This is a genomic window from Mobilisporobacter senegalensis (genome assembly GCF_003752155.1).
Classification (GTDB): domain Bacteria; phylum Bacillota; class Clostridia; order Lachnospirales; family Lachnospiraceae; genus Mobilisporobacter; species Mobilisporobacter senegalensis.
In genome coordinates, this window is sequence record NZ_RJVG01000003.1 from 283,037 (window position 1) to 300,218 (window position 17,182).

The window sequence follows — 17,182 nt, forward strand, 5'->3', positions numbered from 1 at the left end:
CATAAGTGAACTTTTACTATCACTTATTAGTATACATGATTCATGTAAAAATACAACATTATAATCTACCGTATAATTTCATTATTTTATAGATTTTTTTTGTTAATTCTTCTGAAATATCACCGTCAACCAGTCTCCATTTCCAATTATCACCCACTGTAGACGGAGTATTAATCCTTGCATTTGAGCCAAGACCAAGGTAATCCTGGATTGGAATAATACAAAGTTTTGATACGCTCTGTTGAGCTAAACGTATAAAATCCCAATGTACTTCATTAATATCATTGTTATAATTATTCAGATATGCTTTTGCTAATTCTTTATCCTCTTTACATAATTTTTCGTACCAGCCATGAATCGTGTCGTTATCATGAGTACCTGTATAAACAATACTGTTCTTATCATAGTTGTGAGGTAAATAATCACTTTCTTCTCTTGAGTCAAATGCAAATTCAAGAACTTTCATTCCAGGATAGCCTGTTTGTTTTAATAATAAACGAACACTATCTGTCAAATTTCCAAGATCTTCTGCAATTAAGTTAATATCTCCCAACTGCTTTTTCATAGCCTCAAAGAACTCTATCCCCGGTCCCTTTTCCCAATGACCAAACTCAGCCGTGGTATCTCCAAATGGAATGGAGTAATATTCATCAAATCCTTTAAAATGATCTACTCTTAGTACATCATATAGTTCGAAGCAATATTCGATTCTTTTAAACCACCAGCCAAAGCCATTCTTCTTATGATAATCCCAGCGATACAAAGGATTCCCCCAAAGTTGGCCGGTATCAGAAAATGCATCCGGTGGACATCCGGCTACAGCAATTGGATTATTAAATTCATCCAGCTGGAATAATTCTGGATTTGACCAGGTATCCGCACTATCAAAGGCTACATAGATAGGTATATCCCCTATAATCTGGATACCTTTCTCATTGGCATATTTCTTTAGTTTTTCCCATTGGTTTGAAAAAACATATTGTATATATTTATAGAATTCAACTTCATTGGAAAGTTCCTTTTTGTATTTTACTAAAGCATCCGGTTTGCGTAATTTGATATCTTCATCCCACTTATTCCAGCTTACTCCATCAAATTGATTTTTCACTGCCATATATAAAGCATAATCATCCAACCAATATGCATTTCTTTCATTGAATTCTTTGAATTCTTTTTTATTACCGATATTACTTCTTTCATAGGCAATTCTTAGTAATTTAAATCTGGACAAATAGATTTTTTCATAGTCTATATATCGGGCATTATTACCCACATCATAAGAATCACATTCATCTTTGCATAACATACCTTCCTCGATTAATGCATCAAGGTCAATAAAGTATGGATTTCCTGCAAAGGTGGAAAAAGATTGATATGGAGAATCACCATATCCCGTAGGTCCTATGGGAAGTATCTGCCAGTACTTTTGCCCTGCCTTCTTTAATATATTGATAAATTCATATGCACTTTTTGAAAAACATCCAATTCCATAGTTAGATGGAAGGCTGGCTATCGGTAAGAGTATGCCACTTGCTCTCATATTATGTCACTTCCTTTTATTGTTAATCTTTATCCTTTTACAGCTCCTGCGATAACTCCTTCAATTATGTATTTCTGACAGAATAAATAAAATACGATAATCGGAACTATTGCAAGTACCAGCATAGACATCATGGCTCCCATATCAATGCCGCCATAACCGCTTTTTAGATATTGTATAGCTATTGGTATCGTTTTGTATTCTGTTCCAATTACTAGCATAGGAAGTAAATAATCATTCCATATCCACATGGTATTTAATATTGCAACAGTCACTGCTGTTGGTTTTAAAACAGGTAATACAATTCTAAAAAATGTTTGCAATGGATTACACCCATCTATCATTGCCGCTTCTTCCAGCTCTAAAGGTATTGATTTAATGAACCCTGAAAACATAAATACGGATAACCCGGATCCAAATCCAAGATAGATTAAAATGATACCAATTGGATTATCCAGCTTTAAAACATTTGCCACTTTTGTCATAGTATACATTACCATTTGGAATGGTACAATCATAGAAAAAGCAAATAAATAATATAGTGCGCTATTAAATTGATTCTTTACTCTTGTAATAAACCATCCAGTCATAGAAGTACATATAATAATCGCAATTACTGAAAAAACTGTAATAAAAAATGACCAAAAAGCTGCAGTTAATAATCCTGTCTTTTCAAGACCTGCCACATAGTTTTCAAATTTCACAAAAGTTGTTGAGTCCGGAAAACTAAAAGGCTGTTCACTTATATAGAATTTACCCTTGAAAGAATTAATAAATACAATGAGTATTGGAGCTAAAAATAAAATGGATAAAATCAATAATATGATAAATGAAATAATATGATTCTTCTCTTTCTTCATTAGTTTTCCTCCTCCTTTCTTCTTGTAAAGCTAAGTTGTATAAAAGCAACAATCGCAACGATTAAGAAAAATATAACTGCTTTCGCCTGACCTACTCCTTCTCCACCGGTAGAACCATAAAAAGTATTATAGATATCAAGTGCTAACATAGCAGTTTTTTTGGATGGTGCACCAGCTGTTAATGCTAAATTCTGATCAAATAATTTGAACGAATTAGACAAAGTTAAGAATAAACAAATGGTTATGGATGGCATGACAAGTGGTATTGTAAGCTTGCGCAATACCTGGAAGGATGTTGCACCGTCTATCTTGGCAGCTTCAATCAACTCTTTTGATATATTCTGAATACCCGCAATATAAATTACCATCATATAACCAATCATCTGCCAGTTCATAAGAATTACCAGCCCCCAGAAACCGTATTCTGGTTTGAAAGTTAATGTAACTCCAAATTTGTATAAAACACCGTTAATGATTAATTGCCATATGTAACCTAAAACAATTCCACCAATTAAGTTAGGCATAAAAAATATAGTTCTGAAAATATTAGTTCCTTTTACTTTTCTTGTTAATAGTAATGCAAACAGGAATGCAAAAAAATTAATTGTGATGACGGATACTACCGTAAATTTCACTGTAAATATAAGTGCATTTAAAAATTCTTTATTTGAAAATGCTTCAATATAATTGCCTAAACCTATCCATTTGGCATCAATTACAGTTGTAAACTTTGTAAATGAGAGTATGATTCCTAATATAAATGGTATTATGAAGGCGACTATAAATGCAACTAATGTAGGTAATAGAAAAATAGGGAAATATTTTTTTGTATGTTTTTGCATGTTATCCTCTCCTATTTAAAAATGGTGAGCCAAAGCAATTTGAATTGACTCACCACGCTTTTACTGGAATGTTTCTTATAACTATTATTAATATGTATTTAAAACACCCCAGTAAATATTCAATGATTCTCGTAAATAATTATTTTGTTTTTTCTCTTTCAGATTTCCATGAATCTTTTACAACTGCAGTAACTTCATCCCATGTTTTTCCACCTTGAGCATATTCAAGCAATGCATCTCCAAAATAGTTCTTAAAGTCTTCACTTGGGAAAGCTGCAAATGTCCAAACTACACTATCTTTACCCATCCATGCTAAAACTTCCTTTGCAAGTGGATCCGCTGGTTTTTCAGCATCTGTAAATGTATTAAATGGAGCAATGAATCCTAATTCTTTAGATACATAAGCCTTTCCTTTGTCACTTGAGAACAGCCATTCCAAGAATGCGACAGATGCCTGTTGTTTCGCTTCTGAAACTTTATTATTGATCGCAAAATAATTTTCTGTACCAACACATAACCCCTGGGTTTCTTCACCAGCTACACCAGTATAAATTGGCATAAATTTAATATCTTCTTCTTTAACGATGTTTCCATCTACACCACTGATTTGTGACCATGCCCAGTTACCATTTTGAACCATGGCAACCTGACCAAGTGCAAATTCGGCCATAGAGTCATTTACTGTTTTACTTCCTAATAAACCTTTTTCTGAAGCAGAATTATCTACATATAAATCAAAGATATTCTTGAAGTTTGGAGCATATTTAAATTCAATCTCGTCGGCAGCTAAGCCTGCTAAAATTGTATTATCGAATTCTGTGTTATCTTTAAATTCATAGAATAATGGTAAATTAGCTAAATGAGTCTGCCATCTCCATTGTTCACCAGCAGCTAAAGAAGTTGATGCAAACACACCTTTGATACCAAGAGCATCTTTATGTGCTGTCATATCTTCAACAACAGCTTTTAATGTAGCAAAATTATTAATATCTTCCATAGAAGCTGCATCTGTTGCCTTATCTGTTAAAGCAAAATATTTATCCATGATAGACTTATTATAGATGATACCATAACCTTCAACAACATAAGGAATACCATATACTCCTTCACCGGAAGTTACAGCTAAGGTAGGATCTGATAAATAACTGTAAAGCTGTGTACCTTTTAAATCAGCACAATAATCTTTCCATGATTGGAATCCTACCGGTCCATTGATCTGGAAGATGGTTGGAGGATCAGATTTTGCTACTTCTGATTTTAATGTTTGTTCATATGTACCACTTGCTGCTGTAACAACTTTAACTTTAATACCTGTTTCAGCTTCATAATCTGTAGCAATCTTATCATAAACTTCTGCGATTTCCGGTTTAAAATTTAAGAAATAAATCTCATCTACTTTTTCAGTATCGGCAGCTGCCTCATCAGTCGTATCTTCTGTGGTTGCAGCTGGATCAGATGTGTCCTTCGCATCTTCTTTCTTTCCACAGGCAGAAAGCAATCCAATAGATAGAACTACTGTCAATAGAAGTGCAATAAGTCTTTTTTGTTTTTTCATATCTTTCCCTCTCCTTTTTTGTGATAGCATATTGCTATTTAATAGATACTCACTAGTCGAAAATATTTTTTTGGTATCGTTATCAGTAACCTTACCGGTAACGTTTTCAACTATATTTTTATTCTATCATAAATAATTAAAAATGCAATAGATATTTTAAAGTTTTTATATCTTTTTGATACTTAAATAGATTGATATTCAAAAAATTTTGTGTAAAACATACAGTAAACCATTGAATTCTATATTATTTATTGTGCTCTATATTACTCTTCTTATATCTGGAACATATGAATTGCTTCTTCTAATTCTTTTGCATTTTTACCTAAAATACCCGACGCTTCTTCTAATGCTCCTACTGAAACCGATTGATCATGTACAATCTCGGATATGTTATTTGATGTTGCATATGTCTCTTGTGAAATTGCAGAAATATTCTCAACCGCACCTAAAGTACCTGCTCTTGCTGTCTCCATATTTTTCATGTCCTTGCCTATTTCGCTTACATTATTAATTAGTTCTTCAATCTTTTGGCTCATATTTTTAAATGTAGTGATTGTATTTTCCACAATATTGTTTTGGGCATTTACTATGTTTTCTGCTTCTTTTGCAGTACATACCGTATCTGAAGTTTGATTCGCTATATCACTTATTACTATATTAATATCATTGGCAGCTTTCATGGACTGGGTTGCAAGATTACGGATTTCATCTGCTACTACTGCAAATCCCCGGCCCGCAGAACCTGCTCTTGCTGCTTCTATAGATGCATTCAAAGATAAAAGATTCGTCTGATCTGCAATTTCATTAATAAATTCAACTATCTCCCCAATAGATTTAGACTTAATCTCAAGAGCTGTAATATTATCAACAACATATTTCGTAATACGGTTTGTTTCCTGGGATTGCTTATTAAGCTCTTCCATTCTTGTAATTCCCTGAGTAATCATATTCTTAGAATCATCTATAGATTTTTCAATATTCTTAAGATTGTCATTAACCACTGTTATTTTATTTGATAATTCATCCATCTGGACTAAACAGTTTTGTGAATCTTCTGCCTGGCCTGCGATTCCATTTCCAATTTCTTCAATAGCCATTGAAATATGATCACTTGATAAAAAGATCGTATTGGAAGCCTCCATAACGTGGATTGCAGAATCTGATACCAATCCACTTACACTGGCAACTTTCCTGATTAAATTTCTCATATTATTAAGCATATCTGTAATATTATGTACAAGAATTTCAAACTCATCTTTACGATTTACACTTACTTCAACTGTTAAATCTCCTTCTGAAATCTGTTTTAATTTGTGATTAATATTCTTAATACATTTTACTATTCCGCCAGAGATAAAACTTCCAATGGACACCGCTACTATACATGCCAATGCAACAATTACAAAAGTAATTGTTCTAATATCATTTGCCTGACTCATAATATTGGTTTTTGGAATTAAGGCCGCGATTGTAATTCCAGTCTCTCCAATTTTATTGTAAAAATAAAGATGTTCTTCAGAATTATAGTTTACATATTGGGAACCTGTTAAATCTTCCCTGTTAAGGCTTTCTATATAATATTCTTCCTTGCTGAACTTAAAATCTTCAATAATTTTCGTATCGTTAGAAGAAGAATTCTGGATAATAATCTCTTTCCCATCTGGCGTTACAAGTCCCACAATACTATTTTCACCAAGATTTAAATTTTTTAGAAAGGTTTCAATTTCACTTCTTTTTACATCAATAACAATACACGCTTTATCTGGTGAGAATTTTCGTATCAAAGAAAATCCATAATCCTTTGAATCTATTCCAAGCTTTGAATCTATAAATAAATGTTCCCCAATCCAGGTATATCCATCCGGTGCATTATCAAGCTGTAACCCTTCCTCATTTTCTTTTAATTCAGTATAGAAACCATTTGTATTTTCTAATTCACTTGTTAGTACAGGAATATTTGTATCCGCAATAATATGTATATTTTCAATAAATTTTTCCAATTCTACTTTTTTCATTAATTCATTATTTATTGTGGTAACATATTTTAATCTTTCTGAAGCCGTATTATTTACCAGTCCTCTCGTAAAATATGACAATTCAGTGTCCCCAACATACTGTTTTGAAACAGCGTCAATGGAATTAAACACATATTCCATATAATCAGAACTCATATTAATTGTGTTGGAAGTAGATTGTTCATAATTTGATATTAATCCATCCGATGATTTTGAATAAGATATAATGCCCAATGCTACTATAAAAAGGACAGGTACAATGAATCCCACTATAAGTTTCTGTAAAATTCCAAACTTCATCTTTTGTTTCGGATGATTGATTAGAACCTCTTTTTTTGGTTTTCTAAAATTTAAGTTACGCAGTTTACTTAAGAAATGAGGGGATTTCCCTCTTATTTTAGGTATCTTGAATTTAGAAATAATCTTATGCTTGCCCATAATTTTCATCTCCTTGTAAGTTTTTCTTTTATTTGTATCCCTTTTCCATTATATTATGACAAGCAAAAAATGTATAGATTAAATTTCGATATTTTTCGAATATTTTATCCTATCATATATTTTTTATTCTTTTCGATTTAGAATTCTTAACTATCGGTTAAAAAAAAATACCTTGTATCAAATGATACAAGGTATTTAAAATTTCTTATGGATTGGCTGTATTAAACTCTAGTTTTGAAGTACTCTTTGACACATTTGAATCGTCTTCCTCAAAGTCCGGAGTACTGCTTGATACATTAGTTGAGCCAAATATAAATGTATGAAGAGCCTCTATGTTAGCTGGCATATTTGGTAATAGGACATCCATGGACCGGATATTGGCTGTGGTATAACCATTATCGATTGGTACACGAAGAGTTTCAAGCTTTGTCGTTCCCAGTGTCACAAATGTTCCAAGATAGCCAACGATATCTGATTTTGGAATATCGGTTGTAACAAGGGGTAGAATATCATTCAGTAGTAAAACTAATTCTGCTACATTCTTAGATTTATATTTCTCAAAAATTGCATTTAAAACCGTTCTTTGTCTTGATGTTCTGCCAAAATCATCCGCTTCTCCACTACTTGCTTTACGATAACGAACTCTGGAATAGCCAAGTGCCTGATTGCCATTTAATGTTTGAGTTCCTGTTTTCACATTACGATTCGCTGGATTAGAAATATAATTTGTGGTATTTAAATATCTGGCTTCTGAGTCTGTTAAAGTAATTTCTACGCCGCCTAATTTATCAATTATACTTTCAAAACCATCAAAATCAACTAATACGGCTCCATCCAATTCAATATCAAAATTAAGCTGTATGGTTTCCTTAAGGAGTGGCATGCCGCCTGTGTGATAAGCTGCATTTAACTTATTATCACTATATCCAGGTATCTGTACATACATATCTCTCATTAGCGAAGTTAATTTAATTGCTTTTTGCTTCACATTCATGGTAGCAATCATAATACTATCAGTACGTCCTCTGGCTCCACCTTCATTAATGGCTTCTTCTCCAACTAATAAAACGTTAACAGTATTTTTATCCTGCCTTAAAGAACCATTCGGCCCCCATTGTACGGAATCAGGATCAATTTCCTCGCCGTTTCCTTCACCCTTTTCAAACTCTTCTTCTTGATTTTTGGTGTTGCCCCAGTCAGTAAAATTTATTCTGCCAAGGAATGCATTTACAACTATAAAAAGTATTAATATTACAGAAACAAGAGCACCACCTGTGATAGCTGTAATTTTAACCCATTTTGGTCTTTTCTTATTTTCTGATGTCTCATCGTCAGATGGATTGTTTTTTGATTTATCAGCATCATCATCCATTTCAGTAGAGATTTGCTTAGCAAGAGATTCGCTTAGTTCCTGCATAAGTTCATCGTCAAAAGTTGATTCTATATTTTTATCATTATCCATTTAATAGCTCCTACAATCGAAAGAATGTTAATTCTTATATGATATTGATATTCTATTAATGCAGACTGGAAGCTCGGAAATTTCATTTTCCCGCTCACGTTGCACTTATCCATAAAGCTATGATAGTTTCTTAGTGCAAGCACAGAAACTATCATAACTTCACGGAGTAATCTGCTTATCGTGGATATTATATCATATTAATACAAATTAGTATTCTGTTTTTTTAAAATTTAAAATAGTTTATACTAATTTTATACCTTGTGTCAATATGGATTTTTTATTCCTTGCTATGAACAACTCCATTTTCATCGATAGTTACGTTAAAAGAAATTTGTTCCATATATTTGTAAAATTCTTTCCATTGTTTTTTATCTTTAAGTGTTGTGTAACCATTATTAGATTGACATGGAATAATAGAGATTACGATTTCATTCTCGGTATTAATTTCTGTTTTTAGAACCATCGTTTGAAATGTGCTGGTACCAAATACAAAATTACCCAGACTATATACGATTGGTTTTCCTCTATAATATTCAATTCCCTGTAATACATGCGGATGTGCGCCAATTACCACATCGGCGCCAGCTTCAATATATAGCTTACCCATATTTCTTTGATAATCTTTGGGGTACTCTGCCCGTTCTATTCCCCAATGGACATATACAACAACAATATCGTGGTTCTGCTTTGCAGCTTTTATCTCATCTAGTAGCAAGGCTGGATCATAAGTTGTAAATAATCCCGGCTTATTCTCCATTGCATTCCATTCGTAGACTGGTATTACTCTTGAGGCGCCTAAGAATGCTATCTTTTTATTTTGCAGTTCAAAACTTTCAAGCAGCTTTGCTTCCTCTAAATTCCTGCCAGCTCCTACATGCTTTATGTTCTCCCTGTCTAAGGTATCTATAGAATCTAGTAATGCATCTATTCCATAATCTAAGGTATGATTATTTGCTAATGTGACGATATCAATCCCCATCTCTGAAAGAATATTAACACGTTCCGGATCCACACGAAATGTATACTGTTTGTCTTCTGCCTGGGTTCCACGGGAACTAAATGGGAACTCCTGATTGACCATCATAATATCTGCTGTAAGCATAATATCTGCTAAATCCTTGGAAAGTATCCCGTGAATTTTATTATTCCCTTTATCATATTGATTTAACTGGTGATTTGACAAAAGCACATCTCCTGCAAATGCAAGTGAGATTGGTGAGTCTGGCTCTTCCACAGAATTTTCTTCTTCAGAAATATTCTCGTCACTTTCTTCTCCTTCAATTATCTCAGGTATATTTTCTTCTATAGGTACAACATTATTTTTTTCCGGAGTATCACTAATTTGTATATTATCTTTAGTATTAAAATAATTGATTACTTCCATTCCTATAACAATAGATAATGTAAGTAAAGAAAATATCATAAAACCTAATAATAAAGCAAATTTTTTTTTACTCATTAATCTTCACATAATTCCTTTAAACAATTTACCACATAATCAAACACTCTTTTTGCAGAGCTAATACTTAATCTTTCATCTGGTGTATGAATATCATGCATATTAGGTCCAAATGAGACAATATCTAAATTATTGATCTTTCCGGCAAAAATACCACACTCAAGACCTGCATGAATTGCTTCGATCTTTGGTTCTTCGCCATAGTCCCTTCTGTATACCTTGACTAAAGTATCTCTTAATTTAGAATCCTTCTTGTACTCCCATGCAGCATAATCACCACGTGCAGTATAATTTCCTCCGAGAAGTTCCGTAATATTTTGTAATTTATCACTTAAATAGCGCTTGTAAGAGCTAAGTGAACTTCTTACCGCGTAAGAGAATATGATCTTACCATCTTCCATATTAAGAATTCCTAAATTTAATGAACTTTCAACCAGTCCTTCAATATCAGAGCTATTTACCTGTACTCCGTTAGGAGCATATAATAACATAGTCATAACATTTTTATAAGATTCTGTTTTTAATACATCGACTTTAGAATTATCATTTAACTTATTTATTCCAACTTTTAAACCAGGTTCACTTGTCTTCAATTCATTCTTATAAACAGCACTAAGTGAATCTATCGTTTCCTTTAAAGTGTCCTCATCTTTACTTTGAACTAAAATCTTAGCGGTACTTTCTCTTGGAATGGAGTTATCTTTTAATCCACCTTTTACTTCTATTAAATCATAATTGATTTTTTTACCGGAATCAAATAATAATCTTCCCATTAATATAGATGCATTGGTACGATTTTTATGAATTTCAACACCTGAGTGTCCGCCTTGTAATCCACTAATATCAATTTGATATATGGTACCCTCTTTTTCTTCATGTTGAAGGGGTATTGTACAGATACTTGTCAGACCACCTGCTGAACTGCTAAGGAGGATTCCTTCATCTTCTGAGTCAATATTAAACATATATTGTCCCTGTAAAGGAGTGGTATCCAGACCTGCAGCTCCATCCATACCGATTTCTTCGTCTGTGGTTATAACAACTTCTAATCTAGGGTGAACATAAGAATCATTATCTAAAATCGCTAATGCATATGCAAGTGCAATACCATCATCTCCGCCAAGAGTTGTACCGTTAGCATAGATAAAGTCTCCATCTACTTTAAGGTCTAATCCATCTTTCATAAAATCATGAACAATTTCTGGCCGCTTTTCACATACCATATCCATATGTCCCTGAATGATAACAGTTGGTTTATCTTCATAACCTTTAGTTGCCTCCTTAACAATTACTACATTAAGGAATTCATCCTGCCAGTATTTTAATCCTCTTGTCTTTGCAAAAGATACTAAATAATCACTAATTTCTTTATTATTTCTTGAGCCATGGGGAATTGCACATATTTCCTCAAAAAATTTAAAGATTCCTTTGTAATCGATTGCACTTAATACACTGTTCATTTAACAGCACTTCCTTTCAACTTAGTTGTTTTTATAAGTAATTGGGAAACAAATCATTATTTCAAGCTTTGTGATTCCCACTTTATAAATGATTAATTTTTAAAACTATGGATTGGTGCAGGAATTCTTCCTCCACGATTAATAAAATCATCACATCCAAATGGATTTACCGGCATTACAGGGGCATAACCCAGTAAACCACCAAATTCTACAATATCTCCTACATCCTTACCAATTACCGGTATAATTCTTACTGCAGTTGTCTTTTGATTTATCATTCCAATCGCCATCTCATCCGCAATAATTCCTGAAATCGTTGTAGTCTTTGTATCTCCTGGAATTGCAATCATATCTAAACCTACAGAACATACACAGGTCATTGCTTCTAATTTTTCTAAAGTAAGTGCTCCCGCCTTAACAGCGTTAATCATTCCCTGGTCTTCACTTACAGGAATAAAGGCACCACTTAATCCACCTACATAAGAAGAGGCCATAACTCCTCCCTTTTTCACTTGATCATTAAGCATGGCAAGTGCAGCGGTGGTTCCTGGTGCTCCGGCATATTCTAAACCAAGTTCTTCAAATATTTCAGCAATACTATCCCCAACAGCGGGAGTTGGCGCTAAAGATAAATCTATGATACCAAAAGGAATATTTAACCTTCTGGAAGCTTCTGTTGCAACTAATTGTCCTACTCTTGTTATTTTAAATGCAGTTTTTTTAATTGTTTCACAAAGTGTTCCAAAATCTGCGCCTCTTACACTCTCTAATGCTTTTTTTACCACTCCCGGACCACTTACTCCTACATTAATAACTGCATCCGCTTCCGTAACACCGTGGAATGCTCCTGCCATAAATGGATTATCATCCGGGGCATTACAAAAGATCACTAATTTTGCACATCCCAGGGAGTCCTTCTCTTTTGTAAGTTCTGCTGTTTTATGGATAATCTCACCCATAAGTTTTACCGCGTCCATATCAATCCCTGTTTTCGTAGAACCAACATTTACAGAACTGCATACCCTTTCTGTACCGGCAAGTGCCTGTGGTATAGAAAGTATTAAATTCTTATCACTCGTTGTCATTCCTTTGGACACAAGAGCAGAATAACCACCAATAAAGTTAACTCCAACTTCTTTGGCGGCTTGATCTAAAGTTTTTGCAATTGTAACATAGTCCTCTGGTGATTTACATGCACTGGATCCTACTAATGAAATCGGAGTTATGGAAATTCTTTTATTTACAATTGGAATACCATATTCTCTTTCAATATCCTGTCCTGTTTTTACAAGATCTTTTGCAACAGTGGTGATTTTCTCATAGATTTTCTGGTTTAACTTATCAAGATTATTGTCCGCACAATCTAATAAGCTTATTCCTAATGTTATAGTCCTTACATCAAGATTCTCATGCTCTATCATCTTGTTTGTTTCTATAACTTCATGTATATTGATCATAATAATTTCCTTTCTTAAATACGGTGCATTTTGTCAAATATATCTTCGTGCTGGCATTTAATATCTACTCCGATTTTATTACCTAACTCTTCTAATTCAGAGGACAGATTGCGGAATTCCTTTGATGCATTATTAGCATCAACAATCATCATCATATTAAAAAAGCCTTGAATAATGGTTTGTGAAATATCAAGGATATTCACATTATTCTCTGCCAAATAAGTACATACTTTTGCTATTATACCAACACTATCTTTTCCTACTACCGTAATAACCGTTTTTTTCATATCTGCCTCCTAAAAATTATATAATTATGTAATCCGATGGTTCATCCCTTTTAGCAACTCTTAGACTTATATGCTCCATCACATTACAGTGATTATTTTCAAGTTCTATTTTCACTGTTTCATATGCTAACTCAGGATAATTATTCTCTTTACTAAGATGTCCCAGGAAAATATGTTTTAATTTGTCATGCAATAATTCACTTATAAGCCTGCCTGAATTATCATTGGAAAGATGACCTCTGTCTCCTAAAATTCTTCTCTTTAAGTGGTAAGGATAAGCTCCCACCTGAAGCATATTTACATCATGATTTGCTTCAAGTAACAGCACTTCAGAACCTTTTAAATTAGATACAATATAATCATCATATTTCCCCAGATCTGTTGCAACGCCTATTTTCTGCCCATTTGATGTAAAGGTATAGCAGACAGGATTGGATGCATCATGTGAAATAGAAAATGGATTCACAGCCATATCATTTATTTCAAAAGTTACATCTGGTTCAATATATCTGAAAAGTTCTTCTGATATTTTACCAATACTTTTAATCCTTAAAATTGCACTAATCGTCTCAACAGTAGCATAGATTGGAATCCCATATCTTCTCGCCATTACTCCTAAGCCACTGATATGATCCGAATGCTCATGAGTAATTAATATTCCATCGATTGTTTTAGGGTCTATATCGATACTGATCAGACCACTCTCGATTCTTTTCCCGCTAATTCCTACATCAACCAGCAGATTAGTATTATTGTTGCCAACATAGATACAGTTTCCACTACTTCCGCTTGCAATACTACATAATTTCATTTTTGTCTTCCTTCTGTTCTTTCGCTCACGTTGCACTTGTCCATAATGTTACATGGCATTCATACATGCAGGCATGAAGAATGCCATGTAACATTATGGACTAATCTGCTTATCGTGGACATTATATCACAATTATATTTAATAATCTATACATAATAAATCAGCTGTATTTCGTTTTATTTAGTCCCAATACAGTTCTGTAATATCACCATCGTTAATTTCAGTGGTAAATTCTGCACTTTCTCCATTCACTTTTAGAATCAGAGAATTACCTTGTGCCACTTTTGTATCAAAAAAATAAAAATCTAAAATATCTACAAAAATATAGCTGTCTTTTCCTGATAATTTTACTGCTGTATCATTTATAAGGATTTCAATCTCTTTTTTTTCTCTGGCAGATACATTAGGAATGGAATTTTGATTTTCCTCCAGGGCTTCTTTGGGTTCTGGATTCTTAATAATATCTTCCTCATTATCTTCATTATCATAATTCTGATTATATAAGTCATTTTCATTATCAGTATTCAAACTGGAGGTTGAAAATACCATACCACTGCCTATCTTGCAATCAATGGTAAAATTCTCATATACCTTTTCTGTCAGAGGAGCAGCAACATGATTCACTTCAATCTGTCCATTATACTCCACATCCATAAATTCAAGAACTTGTTCCAGTGTATAATAGTTTAATATATTAATTTCATCTCCATCAGAAATACTATAGAATTCTGATACTAACTCATTGTTTACCATAACGAATTTAGGGCAGATGATCTTCTTTCCATTAAAAATAAATTCAATTGTACTTTTATATTCGGAAAGTTGTCTTATTTCATATACTGCATCCGCTCCAATTGTGGATTCTTTAATTTCAATTTTGTCATTTTGTGATATGGATGAATTAATACTGGCGATTTCACCGTTAAGCTTAATTACAGCTGCTTCTCCTAATTCTCCCCTTACAAATCTCTTAGATCCATCCAGAGTGAAATTAATTGGCTTTCCCCTTCTTGGGAATAATTTTTCATTTGGGAACCCTACACAAAGGGCTGCATCTACAATAGTTAATTTACTATTATCATACAGTTTCACTCTTTCGTTATTTACTGTAACAGTTATGAAATTGTTTCTTTGGTTATAAAAATTCAAACAGATACCGATTGGAGTAACAAGAAGCGGATCTTTTTTAATTCCTGGTTGTAATATTTCAATTTCATTAAGGACTTCCGCACCTCTTAGGGCTACTCTGTCTTCAGAAAGACCAAGGTGATGGGCTAATAACTTAACAAAAGATGGGATTTTGCCTCCCCCTCCAACAACAAAAACGGCGCTTACTGATTTATCACCGTTTAATTCAATAATTCTATCAGCAATTCCCTTTGTTATTTTATCTACGGTATCTTCTACTCCTTGTAAAACTTCTTCTGGCTGTATTTTATGAGAAATTCCCATAATGTCTTTATAAGTTATTGCTTTTTTCTTTAAACATGCTGCTTTTACTTTCTCTGCAGTATTAAATTCTACCAGATATTTCTGAGCAATCGTCTCAGTAATTTCATCTCCAGCAAAAGGTATCATGCCATATGCTATGATACTGCCATCCTTAGTAATTGAAATATCTGATGTTCCAGCTCCTACATCTACTAATGCTATATTTAATAAACGAAATTTTTCAGGGATTGCTATGTTAATGGCAGCAATTGGCTCAAGAGTCAGACTTGCCACTTGTAAGCCTGCCTTTTCCACTGCTACATATAAACTATCAATGACTTCATCCGGAAGAAAAGTTGCTAATAGTTCTACTCCCATATTTCCAGCTTTATGCCCTTCCAGATTGGTAATAATATAATTATTTAAATAATAACGAACAGCACTATAACCGACACAGTAATAATTGGTATTATCCTCTTTCGTCTCTTCACGTATTACATCATAAGCCTTTTCTACACCAAGAAGGTCTAAGGAATGGATATGTTCTTCTGTAATTACCGTTTCTGACTGAAATTCAAAATCTGCCTTTACTGTGATGGTTTTTAAAACACGCCCTGCGGCTGCAATACAAACATCAGTTAATTTTTTCCCAATTTGCTTTTCTAATGTATTTTTAATATATTCAATTGACTCTGCTACTTTAGGAATATCATGAATTTGACCATCAAGCATTGCCCTGGTTTCATGCTCTTTCATACATTGGGCTACTACTTTAAAGTTTCTTTCGTTCTCTTTATATCCAACAGTACCTACAAGGCTTCTGGTACCGATATCTAATCCAAATACCAGATGTTCTGGATATCTTTGTCCTTCCATACAAAATCCCCCTAAATCATATTAACGCTGAGTCCCATGGACTAATCTGCTTATCGTGGATATTATAGCATAATGGATATTATTTCACTAGCAAAAGTTCAATTTGTTTTATGATCTCGTCAATTGTGCCATTATTATTAATAATTCCTGTTGCATTCTCACGTATGATCTCATCTTTTAATTGATTTTTTAAGATACTTTCAATCTTTTCATCACTATATCCACGACTTCTGCTTAATCTTTCTTTTCTGACTTTACTTGAAACGGTAACTGCCCATACCTCATCACAGATTTCTTTATATCCTGCTTCAATGAGTAAGGCGGTTTCTATGACCACATAATCTACTTTATTTTCCTTGGTTAATCTTCTGATTTCATCAAAGGCATAATTCATTACATAAGGATGGACCATATCATTTAAATCAGCTAGTTTTTCAGAGTCATGAAAAACAATTTGGCTAAGTTTACTCCGGTCGATTTCACCTACTTCATCCACAATACCCTTCCCAAAGTAATTCACGATCAATTGATAGCAGACAGCTCCTTTTTTCATTAATTCATGAGCAATGACATCTGTCAGGATCAAATGTGCGCCGTACTTGTCTTTCATAATATCTGCTACCGTAGATTTACCGCTTCCAACTTGTCCCGTAATTCCAATTATTTTTAGAGCCATCTACATCTTCCTT

At 33.4% G+C, this 17,182-nt stretch carries 13 protein-coding genes; all 13 read right to left on the reverse strand.

Features of this window, described 5'->3' with window-relative positions; translation table 11 throughout:
- Positions 1 to 58: 58 nt before the first annotated feature.
- The 13 genes from malQ to coaE all read right to left on the reverse strand — a co-directional run bounded on the left by malQ (position 59) and on the right by coaE (position 17,169).
- Positions 59 to 1,540: a 4-alpha-glucanotransferase gene (malQ, locus tag EDD66_RS06705; protein WP_123608787.1), complete on the reverse strand. Its 1,482-nt coding sequence runs from the start codon at positions 1,538 to 1,540 to the stop codon at positions 59 to 61.
- 29 nt (positions 1,541 to 1,569) lie between these two features.
- On the reverse strand, positions 1,570 to 2,400 hold the full coding sequence (locus EDD66_RS06710; RefSeq protein WP_123608788.1) for a carbohydrate ABC transporter permease: 831 nt from the start codon (positions 2,398 to 2,400) through the stop codon (positions 1,570 to 1,572).
- Positions 2,400 to 3,242, reverse strand: coding sequence for a carbohydrate ABC transporter permease (locus tag EDD66_RS06715; RefSeq protein WP_123608789.1), 843 nt, complete (start codon positions 3,240 to 3,242; stop codon positions 2,400 to 2,402). Before EDD66_RS06715 ends, EDD66_RS06710 begins: the two co-directional genes overlap by 1 nt.
- A gap of 139 nt (positions 3,243 to 3,381) precedes the next feature.
- The gene (locus tag EDD66_RS06720) at positions 3,382 to 4,797 is read right to left on the reverse strand and encodes an ABC transporter substrate-binding protein (protein WP_123608790.1); all 1,416 of its coding nucleotides are present in this window, start codon (positions 4,795 to 4,797) and stop codon (positions 3,382 to 3,384) included.
- A gap of 272 nt (positions 4,798 to 5,069) precedes the next feature.
- Entirely contained in the window at positions 5,070 to 7,250 is a 2,181-nt protein-coding gene (locus tag EDD66_RS06725; protein WP_170164271.1) for a methyl-accepting chemotaxis protein, read from the reverse strand.
- A 205-nt stretch (positions 7,251 to 7,455) separates the two neighbouring features.
- Positions 7,456 to 8,712 (reverse strand): LCP family protein, encoded by a 1,257-nt coding sequence (locus EDD66_RS06730; RefSeq protein WP_123608792.1) that lies wholly within the window; start codon positions 8,710 to 8,712, stop codon positions 7,456 to 7,458.
- 277 nt (positions 8,713 to 8,989) lie between these two features.
- Entirely contained in the window at positions 8,990 to 10,171 is a 1,182-nt protein-coding gene (locus EDD66_RS06735) for a CapA family protein (RefSeq protein WP_123608793.1), read from the reverse strand.
- On the reverse strand, positions 10,171 to 11,631 hold the full coding sequence (locus tag EDD66_RS06740; RefSeq protein WP_123608794.1) for an aminoacyl-histidine dipeptidase: 1,461 nt from the start codon (positions 11,629 to 11,631) through the stop codon (positions 10,171 to 10,173). The genes EDD66_RS06735 and EDD66_RS06740 overlap by 1 nt, the downstream gene beginning before the upstream one ends.
- 92 nt (positions 11,632 to 11,723) lie before the next feature.
- The gene (locus EDD66_RS06745; protein WP_123608795.1) at positions 11,724 to 13,088 is read right to left on the reverse strand and encodes a PFL family protein; all 1,365 of its coding nucleotides are present in this window, start codon (positions 13,086 to 13,088) and stop codon (positions 11,724 to 11,726) included.
- A 14-nt stretch (positions 13,089 to 13,102) separates the two neighbouring features.
- Positions 13,103 to 13,375: an ACT domain-containing protein gene (locus EDD66_RS06750; protein ID WP_123608796.1), complete on the reverse strand. Its 273-nt coding sequence runs from the start codon at positions 13,373 to 13,375 to the stop codon at positions 13,103 to 13,105.
- Between the two features lie 16 nt (positions 13,376 to 13,391).
- Positions 13,392 to 14,186, reverse strand: a complete 795-nt coding sequence (locus tag EDD66_RS06755; RefSeq protein WP_123608797.1) for an MBL fold metallo-hydrolase — start codon at positions 14,184 to 14,186, stop codon at positions 13,392 to 13,394.
- Positions 14,187 to 14,366: 180 nt separating this feature from the next.
- Positions 14,367 to 16,493, reverse strand: a complete 2,127-nt coding sequence (locus EDD66_RS06760) for a cell division protein FtsA (RefSeq protein WP_123608798.1) — start codon at positions 16,491 to 16,493, stop codon at positions 14,367 to 14,369.
- Positions 16,494 to 16,572: 79 nt separating this feature from the next.
- The gene (coaE, locus tag EDD66_RS06765) at positions 16,573 to 17,169 is read right to left on the reverse strand and encodes a dephospho-CoA kinase (RefSeq protein ID WP_123608799.1); all 597 of its coding nucleotides are present in this window, start codon (positions 17,167 to 17,169) and stop codon (positions 16,573 to 16,575) included.
- Positions 17,170 to 17,182: the final 13 nt, after the last annotated feature.

What these genes read in the sequence shown, in the direction of transcription:
- malQ (WP_123608787.1), bottom strand. Translation starts at nt 1,540, where the DNA reads ATGAGAGCAAGTGGCATACTCTTACCGATAGCCAGCCTTCCATCTAAC.
- EDD66_RS06710 (WP_123608788.1), bottom strand. Translation starts at nt 2,400, where the DNA reads ATGAAGAAAGAGAAGAATCATATTATTTCATTTATCATATTATTGATT.
- EDD66_RS06715 (WP_123608789.1), bottom strand. Translation starts at nt 3,242, where the DNA reads ATGCAAAAACATACAAAAAAATATTTCCCTATTTTTCTATTACCTACA.
- EDD66_RS06720 (WP_123608790.1), bottom strand. Translation starts at nt 4,797, where the DNA reads ATGAAAAAACAAAAAAGACTTATTGCACTTCTATTGACAGTAGTTCTA.
- EDD66_RS06725 (WP_170164271.1), bottom strand. Translation starts at nt 7,250, where the DNA reads ATGGGCAAGCATAAGATTATTTCTAAATTCAAGATACCTAAAATAAGA.
- EDD66_RS06730 (WP_123608792.1), bottom strand. Translation starts at nt 8,712, where the DNA reads ATGGATAATGATAAAAATATAGAATCAACTTTTGACGATGAACTTATG.
- EDD66_RS06735 (WP_123608793.1), bottom strand. Translation starts at nt 10,171, where the DNA reads ATGAGTAAAAAAAAATTTGCTTTATTATTAGGTTTTATGATATTTTCT.
- EDD66_RS06740 (WP_123608794.1), bottom strand. Translation starts at nt 11,631, where the DNA reads ATGAACAGTGTATTAAGTGCAATCGATTACAAAGGAATCTTTAAATTT.
- EDD66_RS06745 (WP_123608795.1), bottom strand. Translation starts at nt 13,088, where the DNA reads ATGATCAATATACATGAAGTTATAGAAACAAACAAGATGATAGAGCAT.
- EDD66_RS06750 (WP_123608796.1), bottom strand. Translation starts at nt 13,375, where the DNA reads ATGAAAAAAACGGTTATTACGGTAGTAGGAAAAGATAGTGTTGGTATA.
- EDD66_RS06755 (WP_123608797.1), bottom strand. Translation starts at nt 14,186, where the DNA reads ATGAAATTATGTAGTATTGCAAGCGGAAGTAGTGGAAACTGTATCTAT.
- EDD66_RS06760 (WP_123608798.1), bottom strand. Translation starts at nt 16,493, where the DNA reads ATGGAAGGACAAAGATATCCAGAACATCTGGTATTTGGATTAGATATC.
- coaE (WP_123608799.1), bottom strand. Translation starts at nt 17,169, where the DNA reads ATGGCTCTAAAAATAATTGGAATTACGGGACAAGTTGGAAGCGGTAAA.